This is a genomic window from Ruminiclostridium cellobioparum subsp. termitidis CT1112, assembly GCF_000350485.1.
Classification (GTDB): Bacteria; Bacillota; Clostridia; order Acetivibrionales; family DSM-1351; genus Ruminiclostridium; species Ruminiclostridium termitidis.
Genome location: NZ_AORV01000078.1, coordinates 90,373 through 103,283, shown reverse-complemented (window position 1 = coordinate 103,283; position 12,911 = coordinate 90,373). Strand labels below are relative to the sequence as shown.

Below are 12,911 nucleotides of genomic sequence, written 5' to 3'. Positions count from 1 at the left end.
TTTATATTAAATTTATAAGGAAAACCAATAGATATATGAAGAAAAAATTTAGTTTAAGAAATGCTAATTGGGAGAAGATAACTTTTTGGTTTGTGTTTTCAACTCTTGTGGCCTCAACGATATTCTCTCTTATAAACGTTATCCTGTCACCTTCGGGTGCCGTCCAGCACGTAAAATTTCAAAAGCTCAAGACCGATTATGTTCTCATGCTCATCCAATGTATAATGGGTATGATCATTATGTTTCTGCCTTCAATGCTTGAAAGAAGGTGGAAGATAAACGTGCCGGGCTTCATGCATATTGTTTTTGTCATATTCCTTTACGCTGCCATATATTTGGGGGAAGTGAGGAGCTTTTACTACCACATACCGCACTGGGATACCGTGTTACATACCTTCAGCGGTGCTATGATAGGAGCGCTGGGGTTTTCGGTTGTCAGACTGTTAAATGATTCTGAAAAAGTGGATATCAATTTAAGTCCCCTGTTTGTTGCCGTTTTTGCCTTTTCTTTTGCATTGGCTATTGGAGCGCTCTGGGAGGTCTACGAATTTTCCTTTGACAAACTTTTAGGTCTGAACATGCAGAAGTTTGCCTATGAGGATGGTACTCTCAGAATGGGCAGGGACGCCCTGTCGGACACCATGAAGGATTTGATCGTCGATGCACTGGGCGCTCTGGGTACAAGCATAATGGGCTATATTTCCCTTAAATTCAAAAAGGGCTGGCTTGAAAAGTTTGAAGTTACCCGGTATTTTCCTAAAGAAAATAGTCAGGATACTTCTCCTTCAGAGCTTTCGGATGATCCAGACCGGAATAATGATGCCGTTTTAAAATAGAATAGCAGGCGGTATCCCGGTTACGGATAAGTTCAACCAGCTGGCAGTGCTCATTATAAACCTTTCCCAGCATTTCAGGCAGGTACATTGTTAAAACCCTGTATCTATTGTAATGAATCCGGGTTGTGCTCAAAATATCCCAGGAGACAGCATGATCTGCGGCTTTGAATATCATTCTGTGATATTCGTTATCCAGATCAAGAAATTCCTGCACCGTGCCGGCCTCCTCAACTACTTCCTTTTGCTGGCGCAGATTTTTCCTTATCTCCGGGGGCAGTTCGGCACCATTTTCCATTATCTCACGTACAATTTGATTTTCCAGGAGATTCCGCATGAAGACGCTTTCGCTGACATAGGAAAGGTCTATCAAGGACACAAAGGTGCCTTTCTGCGGGTATATATTTATCAGCTTTTCATGGGACAGCCTGATAAAAACCTCCCTGACAGGTGTTCTGCTGACCTTCAGCAGATCTGATATCTCGGTTTCGCTGATCATCTGACCGGGTTTATATTCAAGATTAAGTATTTTATTTTTTAGCTCCTGATAGATTACTTCCTTCAAGGGAAGCACATTCCGTTCCATTCTGTTCATAAAAACTCCCTGTTTGTATTATTACATAGCACTTTCTATTTTAACATAACTGATTTTACAATTACATAAATTTGAGTAACTGCAAAAATTTCTATATGAAATACTATGTATTCTTCATGTTTTTTTCTGTTAAGTATTTTTATTGTGGTTGACACCTAACTTGTATACTAGTATATTAATATATAAGGGATAATTTATCAATAACTTTCAATAGAATAAATAAAATCACCCGTTTGGGAAAAGGAGCCAGGTATTATGAACAAAAACGATGTTTTGCAAAAGATCTGTGACTGTGGAGTAGTGGCCGTTGTCAGGGCAGAAAGTGCCGATCAGGCCATGAAAATAGCTGATTCCTGCGTTGAAGCCGGAATATGTGCTATTGAGATAACTTTTACCGTAGATGGTGCTCTGGAGGTCATTAAAAAACTTGCTGAATCCAACAAGGACGGAAAAATCCTTATCGGCGCAGGAACAATTCTTGATCCTGAAACCGCGAGAGCAGCAATACTGGCAGGAGCGCAGTTTATTGTAAGTCCCTGCCTGAATACCGAAGTGGTTAAGGTTTGCAACAGATACCAGGTTGCCTGCATGCCGGGGGCAATGACGGTGAAGGAGGCCGTAGAAGGCCTGGAAGCAGGTGCGGATATTATAAAGGTATTTCCGGGAGAGTTATTCGGGCCGGCAATCATAAAGGCTTTCAAAGGACCTTTGCCATACATAAAGCTTATGCCTACAGGCGGTGTAAATCTGGATAACGTGGGCGAATGGATCAAAGCGGGCAGTGTTGCGGTTGGCGTTGGAGGAAATCTGACAGCCGGCGCTAAAAAGGGTGATTATGAATCCATAGTTACCATAGGAAAGCAGTTTGTTGAAAAAGTAAAGCAGGCAAGAGCTTCAAAGTAACAGATAAATCTTAGGAGGTCGGTTATGTCAATTCTTAACTTAAAACCAAAAGGAAGTTATAAATATGATTGCATATCCCTGGGAGAAGTAATGCTGAGGCTTGATCCCGGAGACGGCAGAATTAAGAACACCAGAGAATTCAAAGCCTGGGAGGGCGGGGGAGAATACAATGTTTCCAGAGGACTCCGCAAGTGCTTCGGAATGAATTGTGCCGTTGTGACGGCATTTGCAGATAATGATATCGGCAAACTGATCGAGGATTTGATACTGCAGGGCGGGGTGGATACTTCTTTAGTCAAGTGGATGCCTTTTGACGGAATAGGACGTGCCGTCAGAAACGGTTTGAATTTTACAGAAAAAGGCTTTGGCATAAGAGCTGCCCTGGGGGTTTCCGACAGGGCCAATACGGCTGCATCGCAGTTGAAGGCAGGGGACATAGACTGGGAATATGTATTTGGAAATCTGGGAGCAAGATGGTTCCACACCGGAGGTATTTTCGCCGCATTGTCGGAGACCACTCTAGAGGTGGTAATTGAAGCTGTCAAGGCCGCTAAAAAATATAATACCATTGTTTCCTACGACCTCAATTACAGGCCTTCCCTGTGGAACTACATAGGCGGGAACAAAAAGGCGCAGGAAGTCAACAGGGAAATAGCAAAGTACATTGATGTTATGATAGGAAATGAAGAAGATTTCACTCAATGTCTGGGTTTTGAGGTGGAAGGAAATGATTCCAATCTGAAGGAGCTGGATATTGAAGGCTACAAAAAAATGATCGACAGGGTTGTAAAGGAATATCCCAATATGAAGGTGGTAGCCACCACACTCAGAGGGGTTAAGACTGCAACGGTAAACGACTGGAGCGCCATTTGCTGGGCCGGAGGCAATATATACAGATCAATTGAGTTCCCGGCGCTTGAGATATATGACAGAGTGGGCGGTGGAGACAGTTTTGCATCGGGCCTGGTTTACGGGCTGATGACTGCTGATGATGCACAGAAGGCCGTAAACTATGGTGTGGCACATGGCGCGTTGGCCATGACCACTCCAGGTGACACTTCCATGGCCAGCCTGAAAGAAGTTGAAGGTGTAATGAAGGGGCTGGGGGCAAGGGTTGTCAGGTAAGCATAGCATATGACATGGTAGGGGGCTGTCTGAAAACAGGACAAATGATAATAATGTACTGCTCGATAATAGTGCGCGAGTGCAACTTCAAAAAATGAGAAGCTCTATTAAAAGTACATGCCTGAAATTGTAGGCGAAACGCAAGTGTTTTTGCTGGCAAATCGGCAGGAAGCCGATTTGAGCAGCAATCCGAAACAGGATGTTGAGTGTTCTGCGACAGCAAAAATACTTGTGATGAGACGTACAAATTTCAAGCATGTACTTTGTAAGCTTTTCATTTTTTGATGTTGGTACGGGAGCACTATTAAATGTATTACAAGTATTTAAATAATGTTAGTTTTGCGACATGTCTGTTGTTTATCCAATGTAATCTCCTCTGTCCACCACCAGCTCGTAACCTATATTCTTCATTCTGTTGGAAAGGCAGAATCTGCATTCGGCAGCCTCTTCGCCGGTGCAAATCTTATTGTCGTACAGGGAGTATTTTTTCCGTACGGCCACCGGCGACAGGTTTGGCATGACGACATTGGCACCGGCCATAATACCTTTTTCACGGCCCAGGGAATTAATGGTGCCTAGAGCTGTGGTTGCAGGAATAAGTGCTTTTGGAAGCAGCAGGCGGATCAGGCCGATAAGAACCAGAGTCAATTCGAGGCTGCCTGCAGCCTCCTTTGCATATCTGGTCTCGCTGTGAGGTATAAAAGGTCCTATACCCACCATTTGGGGGTTGAATTCCTTTAGAAACAGCAGCTCTTCGGCCAGGTTTTCGGTGGTCTGATATGGTGAACCGACCATGAAACCCGTTCCAACCTGAAAGCCTATTTCTTTCAGATTGTACAGACACTGTTTCCGGTTGGCCAAAGATAAATTCTGCGGGTGAAGCTTTTTGTAATGCTCTTCGTTTGCTGTCTCATGGCGGAGAAGATAGCGGTCGGCTCCTGCCTCATAATACTTCCTGTAGGAGTCATAGCTTTTTTCTCCGATTGACAGGGTTATGGCACAGTCAGGATAGTTCTGCTTTATGGCAGTGATTATATTGACCATATCCTCATCGGAATAGTGGTTATCCTCGCCTCCCTGGAGCACAAAGGTGCGGAAGCCCAGCTCGTGCCCCGTACTGCAGCAGGACAGTATATCCTCCAGAGTGAGTCTGTACCGGTCTGCGCGGGTATTGCCCGAACCTATTCCGCAATAATAGCAATTGTTTTTACAGTAATTTGTAAATTCAATCAAACCCCTTGTATAAATTGCGTTACCAAAATTATTGCGGGTAACTTTTCTGGCCCTTTCGAAAAGATATTCACTTGCTGCGGCATCAATGCCATTGAGAATATGTATATATTCATCCCGTGACAATTGATGTGTTTCATACAATTTATCAATTAAATGTTTCATATAATTATCGTAACCTCTCAGGAATATTCAAACAGCAGGCAATTGGTACAATATGCAGAATATTGTACCAGTTCCGGCCGGCATGCCGGCACGCTTAATAATTACATTATACCACCGAAAGAGTGCCTGAACCATACTTTGTAACAAGATTGTTAATATTATAACGAAAAAATACCGGCAAAATATGCCTGTAAAAAAGTATACTTGTCAAGAGACAGGTCTAAATTTTTTTATTCATGAGCTCCCTGCAGGAAATGAAACCATGCAGGGATTCGGCACTTACCACAGCATCAATTATTGCCGCTTCGACTGCTCTTGCGGCCAGAATACCCACCGAATCAAAAGTTGCGTCTACCTGCCCGGTGCACAGGGCAAATATGGTATCTCCGTCAAATATGGAATGGGCGGGCCTCACTGTACGTGCGATCCCATTCTGACCCAGTGCCGCAAGCTTTGTAGCTTGTGCTTTGGTTAACATGGCGTTTGTCATAACACAGCCGATAACGGTATTTTCACTGAAGAAATCCCTGTGGCTGTCATATTCCCGAAGCATAAGTTCTTCGGAGGAAGCCAGGCTGCTCCGGTCATCCGAAAGTACACCGGCTATTATTTTGCCCGCTCTGGAATCATATACATCGCCCACACAGTTTACAGCTATAACTGCTCCCACCATAAGCTCTCCATAACTGAAGGCGGCACTTCCCACACCGCCTTTCATTGCATGAGTGCTGCCCCTGACCTTTCCGAGAACCGCACCTGTTCCGGCGCCTACGCTGCCGCTTTTGAAGCTGTGCTGGAGAAAGGCGTCGGCACAGGCGCCGTACCCCATTTCCTTGTCGGGACGCACCCTGTGGTCTCCGCACTTCAAGTCGAACAGTATGGCGGCGCACACGTTGGGAACCATGGTTTTACCAACGTCCCTTCCAATGCCGCGCTCCTCCAGAAACTGCATGACCCCGCCGGCGGCGTCAAGCCCAAAGGAACTTCCGCCCGCCAGCAGTATGCCGTGAACACTTTTCCTATTGTTGACCGGGTTCAGTGCATCAGTATCTCTTGTGCCGGGCGAACCGCCGCGGACATCGACGCCGCAGACAGCGCCCTCGGGGCATAAGATAACAGTACAGCCGGTTCCTGCCCCGGTATTCTGGGCATGTCCGATATGTATGCCCTGCAGCCGGGTTATATCTATTTTTTCCATTATGCCCTCCATTGGTGGGCTTCCACGGTGTTGACGATTTTATCTACATCGGCCAGGGCCCCTGTGCCCAGATCTCCGCAGGCCAGTACCGATTCCCTGGGTTCTATGAAATGATATCCGAATTCGGCAAGGGTCTTGATATTCCGCTGAACTATAGGGTTGATGTACATATTGGTATTCATTGCAGGACAGATATATACCGGGACATTGTTCATAGCCATGACCACCGTCGAGAGCATATCATCGGCTATGCCGTTTGCAAGCTTTCCTATAATATTTGCCGATGCGGGTGCTATGAGGCACAGATCGGCTTTCCTGGCCAGGGATATATGTTTGATATCCTTTGGAGTGATTTCTTCAAACATGTCATAATATACCTTGTTTTTAGTCAGAGACTGAAAGGTGAGGGGAGTTATAAATTCCCGGGCACTTCCTGTCATTATGACCTCCACGTTGTAGCCCTTTTTTGTAAGGTTGTTTGCAATGTCGGCTGCCTTATAGGCGGCAACACTGCCCGTAACTCCTAAAATAATATTTTTCATAAAAACTGCTTCCTTTACACCATTTTATATTTGATTTTATATGATTTAAATATTACTGATTATTTAGTATTGCATGTACGCGCTTTACTATGCCTTTGGCGATCTGGGATTTGGTTTCAAAGGTTTCATAGGTCTTATCGGGGGAAATCAGGAAGCCCCTGTGTCCTAATTCATTTATTCCGGACAGATCATTTGCCAGCACCAAATCGCAGTTATTCTTTAATAAAAGATTATACCCTGTATCGATCAGGGTTTCCGGAGATACATTGCTTAACAGTTTGAAACCAACCAGAAGAGCAGCAGGCTGAAGCTTTTTTATCATGCCGATAACCTTTGGAGTTTTTTTCATTACAATAACTATGTCTTCTATGTCGGAACTGATTTTATTTTCAGAACCCAGGGTGTCTGTCCCGGAGAAGGCTTTCTCAATAAGCTGTGCAGTGAGCGTCTCCGGCTCCAGGGCGGCTGACGGTCCGTTTTGGCTTATAAAATCGGCTATGGAAGAGGCAATACTGCTTTTGGTGGTCAGTGTGTCAACGGTATAGTCGCTGACGGCCATGGAATGGATCACTGCATCAATTCTTTCGGTTGTCAGTATCCCGGTCAACTTTTCCATAAGGTCATTTACGCTTCCGATCCTGATTATACTGATACGGTCTGCTTCGGGTATAACCGCATTTTGTCCGCAAAGGTAATATATCCTATCGGTGGGCTGGGTATAGGTTTCAGCAAAAGCCAGGGCTATTGCCGAGCCCAGTTTTCCGGTAGAGCTGTTGGTTATGGTCCTGACGTTATCAATTTTTTCACTTGTGCCACCGGCTGTTATTAATATATTCAAAGTCAGCGCTCCTTTTTAAAAACTGCTGGAGTCTGCAGCAGCATCCGCCCGGCCCTGAGAAAACTTTCCCTGCCGACAGACAATGCACGTTTCAGACGGTACAGACTATTAGTATATATTTTAACATAAGAAATTTTGCAGTGCTCAGCTTTTTAGTACTTTTTTGGAGCTTTTATTACTTATTCTTAACAAACGGGCAAGAAAAAAACAGGCGGCGGCAAGTTGATCAAGTCTTGCTGCTGCCTGTTTTTTAAACAATATAGTTTTATTCCGAGAATAATGGAGTGGAGAGATATCTTTCACCGGTGTCAGGAAGTAAAACAACAATTGTCTTACCTGCATTTTCGGGACGTTTTGCCAACTGCACGGCTGCCCAGAGAGCGGCACCCGATGAAATACCCACCAGCAAGCCTTCAACTTTGGATATTTCTCTGCCCGAAGCAAATGCGTCATCATTTTCAACAGTTATAATTTCATCATAAATTTTAGTATTGAGAGTGTCCGGAACAAAACCTGCTCCGATTCCCTGAATTTTGTGCGGTCCCGGAGTTCCTTTTGAAAGCACCGGAGAGCTGGCGGGTTCTACAGCTATTACTTTTACGTCGGGGTTCTTTGACTTTAAGTATTCTCCTGCACCGCTGATAGTTCCGCCGGTTCCGATACCTGCCACAAAAATGTCAACTTTTCCGTCGGTATCTTCCCATATTTCAGGACCTGTTGTAGCTTTATGAACAGCCGGATTTGCAGGGTTGACAAACTGTCCCGGGATAAAGCTGTTCGGTGTTTCCTGTGCGAGTTCCTCAGCCTTGGCAATGGCGCCCTTCATTCCTTTTGCACCTTCGGTAAGCACCAGTTCGGCACCGTAGGCCTTTAAAAGGTTTCTGCGTTCTATACTCATTGTTTCAGGCATTGTGAGAATTATTTTATAGCCTCTTGCAGCAGCAACGGATGCAAGGCCGATTCCTGTGTTACCGCTGGTAGGTTCAATAATTACCGCTCCGGGTTTTAATACTCCATTTGCTTCTGCATCATCTATCATAGCTTTGGCTATTCTGTCCTTGACACTTCCTGCCGGATTGAAATATTCCAGCTTGGCTACTATTTTGGCCTTGAGGTCATGCTTGTTTTCATAATTCGAAAGTTCCAATAAAGGTGTTTTACCTATTAAATCAGTGAGACTTTTATAAATTTTGGACATATCAATACTCTCCTTTTATAATTAATTATTTTATTATATTTTCTTTTTATACAGTTTAATACATTTCCTATATTTCATATATAATTAGTATGATTTGATTATAAAACAACTCATATGAAATGTCAACAATAAATCTAAACATATATTATTAATATATGTTTAGTATGATATTGACTTTGCTTTTTTAACAGAGTAATATAATGGATAATAAAAAATTTTTAATTGGCGGTTGGATATATTTTTGCAAGTCCATAATTAAAAATAAGCGCTGCTGCTATTACAAGGAGAATGCATATGACATATGATTTTGATGAAATAATCGACAGAAGGAATACAAACTCAATAAAATATGATTTTGCAAAGCAGAGGGGAAAGCCTGAAGATGCAATTCCTCTCTGGGTGGCAGATATGGATTTCAAAACACTTCCGCAGGTGACCGATGCACTGGTTAAAATCAGCCGGCATGGTATCTTTGGGTATTCTGAAGTAAGAGAGGAATACTTTTCTACATTATATAAGTGGTATTCCGATAACTTTGGATGGAATATCCGGCCCCAATGGCTGGTCAAAACTCCCGGAATTGTTTTTGCCATTGCTATGGCAATCAGAGCCTTTACCCAAAAGGGAGACGGTGTCATAATCCAGCAGCCTGTCTATTATCCGTTTTCGGAGGCCATATTAGCCAATAAAAGGGTGCTTGTAAATAGTCCTCTTGTTTATGACGACGGTGTTTATAAAATAGATTTTGAAGACTTCGAGGAAAAAATAGTTTCGGGCAATGTGAAGGTATTCATTTTGTGCAATCCCCACAATCCCGTGGGCAGGGTATGGACCGGGGAGGAATTGATAAGGCTGGGGGAAATATGCTTAAAACATGGTGTAATGGTAGTATCTGATGAAATTCATGCGGACTTCATTTTTGAGGGGTATAAACATCTGATATTTGCTGCATTGAAGCCTGAATTCGCAAACATGACAATAACCTGTACCGCACCCAGTAAAACTTTTAATCTTGCGGGCCTTCAGGTTTCAAACATATTTATTCAAAATGTCAATATGAAATTCCGGTTTGAGCAGGAGATAGTTAAAAGCGGTTACAGCCAGCTGAATACAATGGGACTGGCTGCATGTCATGCGGCTTATGAATATGGAGCAGAATGGCTTTCACAGCTCAAAACCTATCTTGCCGGAAATCTTTCCTTTGTGAGAAATTTTTTAAATGAAAGGCTTCCTGGAATAAAGCTTGTAGAACCCCAGGGCACATACCTTATCTGGCTGGATTTCAATGAGCTGGGCCTGTCGGACAATGCCCTGGAAGACCTTGTTGCAAATGAGGCCAGGCTCTGGCTGGACAACGGCTTGATGTTCGGTGAGGAGGGGAGGGGTTTCCAGCGGATAAATATCGCCTGCCCCAGACAGATACTGGTGAGGGCCTTTGAACAATTGGAGGCGGCAGTCAGCAGACTGCGGAAGTGACATACCGGATACTGCTCCAGTGTATGAATTTAGATGTTACAGACTACTAATATAATTTTAATTATTAAGAGGTGATCAAATTTGAGTCAACTGACAAGAAGCGAGGCGTGGGAGTTGCTCACGGAGTATAACAAGGAGGAATTTCATCTGAAACATGCCCTGATAGTTGAAAGTACAATGCGGTATTTTTCAAGGAAATTAGGTTATGAAAATGAGGAGGATTTCTGGGGAATAGTCGGCCTGCTCCATGATCTGGACTTTGAGTTCTATCCTGAGCAGCACTGTATAAAGCAGCAGGAAATCATGCGGGAAAGGGGCATTGACCCCAGGATCATCCGTGCGACTGCCAGCCATGGCTATGCGCTTACTGTGGATATTGAACCCCAGCATGAAATGGAGAAGGTGCTGTATGCCGTTGATGAACTGACCGGACTGATCGGGGCAGTGGCACTGATGAGGCCGTCCAGGAGTGTATCGGATCTGGAGGTAAAATCGGTAAGGAAAAAGTACAAAACTGCCAATTTTGCGGCGGGCTGTTCCCGTGAGGTAATTGAGAGAGGCGCTGCAATGCTGGGCTGGGAACTGGATTACCTGATTGAACAGACTATTTTGGCAATGAGGGAATGTGAGGTTGTGGAGTAGGTTTGCTGATTGAGCCTGTGAATAGGACTTTGAAGAAGGATTATTAAGAAACAACATTTAGTTATTGAAAAACGATAATTAAATGTTGTTTTTTGATATGAGTTGGAGTATAATTCAGGTGTGGAAGGTAAGATGGATATAAAGGGAGAGAAAAGTAATGAAGAAGAAAATTTTATTAATAACACCTGAGAATGAAGAAATCAACAGATTCAGAAAAAAGCAGTTCAACAATTTTATCCAGATTACAATGCCTTATCTGGCAGCTTTTATAGATGAGAGCAAATACGATATAACCCTGATAGACGAGTACAATCAAAAGATTCCTTATAAAAAACAATTCGACCTGGCCGCAATCACTGTAAATACCTCTAATGCCGAACATTGCTATAAAATAGCCGAAAGACTCAGGGCAAAAAACACAAGAGTCGTAATGGGAGGTCCCCATGCAACGCTGCTTCCGGATGAGGTGGGAAAAAACTGCGATTATGTTTTGACAGGTGAAGGTGAGCTGATCTGGCCGGAATTTCTTGAGGATTTTTACAACGGAAAGGCAAGAACACGATATGCCTGCGAGACTGTTCCGGATTTGAAGAACCTGCCCATCTCCAGAAGAGATTTGATTAAGAAGAGGCCGTTTTCAAAGGGGGCAGTTTTTTCTTCCAGAGGCTGCCCGTATTCCTGCAGCTATTGCAACCTGAAGCAGATATACTGTAAACCTTTCAGGAAGCGGCCGGTGCAGGAGGTTATAGCCGAGATCGGAACAATAAAAAACAAATATTTTGTATTCTGGGATGACAATTTTTGGGGAGATACAGATTATGCCAGAGAATTAATGAAGGAACTGAAAGCGCTTAATAAAAAGTGGGCGGCACAGGTTACACTGGACAGGTGCAACGATGATGAGCTGTTAAAACTGGCCAGGTCTGCCGGTTGCATATACCTTTTTGTGGGAATTGAGTCTTTTTCACAGGAAAGTCTGGGCAGTGTCAATAAAGGCATAAATGTGGTACAAAGGTATAAAGCTATAATAGACAAAATCCATAACAACGGTATTTGTGTCCAGGCAGGGATAATTTTCGGCTTTGACGGCGATAAGAGAAATGTATTTGAAGATACTCTGGAGATATGCAATAATCTGGGTATTGACGGTGCGACGGTCAGCATATTGACCCCTCTGCCCGGAACACCCATATATGACCGGCTGAAGGAGGAAAACAGGCTTTTGACCGGGAATTGGAGCAATTACAACGGAAAAACGGAAGTTGCATTCCTTCCTAAAAATATGAGCAAAGAGGAATTATTTGAAGGATATATGTGGTTCAGGAGAGAATTCTATTCCATTAGGTCCATATTTACCAGAATAAAAAAGTCCAGGGTAAATATACTCCATAACATAATCATAAACCTGGGATACAAGTTAGCAGTCTGTAACATCTGAATTCACATATTGCCGTCGGTTAAATTTCCCCGGGATATCACAGACTACCAGCCTGAAAGGACAATAAAAGTTGAAAAAAGGAGTGCAATTATGAATTACACTGTTAAACCACTGAGTCCCCAGCTTGCAGGGACATTTACGGAATATCTGGGAGGACTGGATTTCGGACATGCCCCGCACTGGGCCGGCTGCTTCTGTGCCTTTTATTATTCGGATTGCTCTCAGGAGGTCTGGATGAACAGGACAGGTGAGGAGAACCGCGCCATAGCTGTTGAAAGCATAAATAACGGTACAATGAAGGGATACCTGGCTTTTGACGGTGACAAATGCATCGGTTGGTGCGGAGCAAACGACATACACAGGTTTATCAGAATAGACGGGGATTTGAGTCATATAACCGGGGACAGGAAGGTTGGCTGCGTCATTTGCTTTGTCATTCACCCTGAATACAGGGGGCAGGGCGTCGCCAGGCTTTTGCTGAAAAAAGCTGTAGAAGGCTTCCGGGAACAGGGTTTTGATGCTGTAATATCCCTTCCCTTCAAAAACGCGGATGATGCCCGGAAACAGTACAGAGGTACATTTAACATGTATAGGGAGCTTGGATTTACCGAGCTTGACGGCAACGGGAATCAGACCGTTATGTGGCTGGAGCTGAAAAATATCTGAACAGCCGGATATACCATATTGTTGAAGTCTGGATACCCTGCATCAAAAGTATAGGAGAGACT

13 protein-coding genes are annotated in these 12,911 nt (G+C 43.8%); 7 read left to right on the top strand and 6 right to left on the bottom strand.

The window, feature by feature from the left end; all coding sequences use genetic code 11:
- The first annotated feature begins 35 nt into the window (after positions 1 to 35).
- Positions 36 to 836, top strand: a complete 801-nt coding sequence (locus CTER_RS26495) for a DUF2238 domain-containing protein (RefSeq protein ID WP_004631062.1) — start codon at positions 36 to 38, stop codon at positions 834 to 836.
- On the opposite strand, the gene CTER_RS26490 is transcribed toward CTER_RS26495, so the two are convergent.
- Complete coding sequence (locus tag CTER_RS26490; protein ID WP_004631239.1) at positions 757 to 1,428, bottom strand: GntR family transcriptional regulator; 672 nt, start codon at positions 1,426 to 1,428, stop codon at positions 757 to 759. The two genes, CTER_RS26495 and CTER_RS26490, sit on opposite strands and share 80 nt — an antisense overlap.
- A gap of 255 nt (positions 1,429 to 1,683) precedes the next feature.
- On the opposite strand from CTER_RS26490, the gene CTER_RS26485 reads away from it, so the two are divergent.
- Entirely contained in the window at positions 1,684 to 2,331 is a 648-nt protein-coding gene (locus CTER_RS26485; protein WP_004631157.1) for a bifunctional 2-keto-4-hydroxyglutarate aldolase/2-keto-3-deoxy-6-phosphogluconate aldolase, read from the top strand.
- A gap of 24 nt (positions 2,332 to 2,355) precedes the next feature.
- Positions 2,356 to 3,456, top strand: a complete 1,101-nt coding sequence (locus CTER_RS26480) for a sugar kinase (protein WP_004631137.1) — start codon at positions 2,356 to 2,358, stop codon at positions 3,454 to 3,456.
- 357 nt (positions 3,457 to 3,813) lie between these two features.
- On the opposite strand, the gene hydE is transcribed toward CTER_RS26480, so the two are convergent.
- The 5 genes from hydE to cysK form a co-directional block, all read right to left on the bottom strand.
- Positions 3,814 to 4,851 carry a [FeFe] hydrogenase H-cluster radical SAM maturase HydE gene (hydE, locus tag CTER_RS26475; protein ID WP_004631117.1) on the bottom strand — a complete coding sequence of 346 codons (1,038 nt, stop codon included), beginning with the start codon at positions 4,849 to 4,851 and terminating at the stop codon, positions 3,814 to 3,816.
- 220 nt (positions 4,852 to 5,071) lie between these two features.
- Positions 5,072 to 6,049, bottom strand: coding sequence for a P1 family peptidase (locus tag CTER_RS26470; RefSeq protein ID WP_004631197.1), 978 nt, complete (start codon positions 6,047 to 6,049; stop codon positions 5,072 to 5,074).
- The gene (gene coaBC, locus CTER_RS26465; protein WP_004631105.1) at positions 6,049 to 6,591 is read right to left on the bottom strand and encodes a bifunctional phosphopantothenoylcysteine decarboxylase/phosphopantothenate--cysteine ligase CoaBC; all 543 of its coding nucleotides are present in this window, start codon (positions 6,589 to 6,591) and stop codon (positions 6,049 to 6,051) included. The genes CTER_RS26470 and coaBC overlap by 1 nt, the downstream gene beginning before the upstream one ends.
- A 52-nt stretch (positions 6,592 to 6,643) precedes the next feature.
- Positions 6,644 to 7,429 carry a phosphopantothenoylcysteine decarboxylase domain-containing protein gene (locus CTER_RS26460; protein WP_004631221.1) on the bottom strand — a complete coding sequence of 262 codons (786 nt, stop codon included), beginning with the start codon at positions 7,427 to 7,429 and terminating at the stop codon, positions 6,644 to 6,646.
- Positions 7,430 to 7,694: 265 nt separating this feature from the next.
- Positions 7,695 to 8,627, bottom strand: coding sequence for a cysteine synthase A (cysK, locus tag CTER_RS26455; protein WP_004631245.1), 933 nt, complete (start codon positions 8,625 to 8,627; stop codon positions 7,695 to 7,697).
- A gap of 294 nt (positions 8,628 to 8,921) precedes the next feature.
- Between cysK and CTER_RS26450 the strand changes: the two genes are divergently transcribed.
- From CTER_RS26450 to CTER_RS26435, 4 genes are all read left to right on the top strand, one after another.
- A complete protein-coding gene (locus tag CTER_RS26450; RefSeq protein WP_004631124.1) occupies positions 8,922 to 10,103 on the top strand; it encodes a MalY/PatB family protein in 1,182 nt (393 codons plus the stop codon).
- Positions 10,104 to 10,184: 81 nt separating this feature from the next.
- The gene (locus tag CTER_RS26445) at positions 10,185 to 10,745 is read left to right on the top strand and encodes a hypothetical protein (RefSeq protein WP_004631083.1); all 561 of its coding nucleotides are present in this window, start codon (positions 10,185 to 10,187) and stop codon (positions 10,743 to 10,745) included.
- A gap of 157 nt (positions 10,746 to 10,902) precedes the next feature.
- Positions 10,903 to 12,183, top strand: a complete 1,281-nt coding sequence (locus tag CTER_RS26440; protein ID WP_004631185.1) for a B12-binding domain-containing radical SAM protein — start codon at positions 10,903 to 10,905, stop codon at positions 12,181 to 12,183.
- A gap of 90 nt (positions 12,184 to 12,273) precedes the next feature.
- Entirely contained in the window at positions 12,274 to 12,849 is a 576-nt protein-coding gene (locus CTER_RS26435) for a GNAT family N-acetyltransferase (RefSeq protein WP_004631227.1), read from the top strand.
- The last annotated feature ends 62 nt before the right edge of the window (positions 12,850 to 12,911 follow it).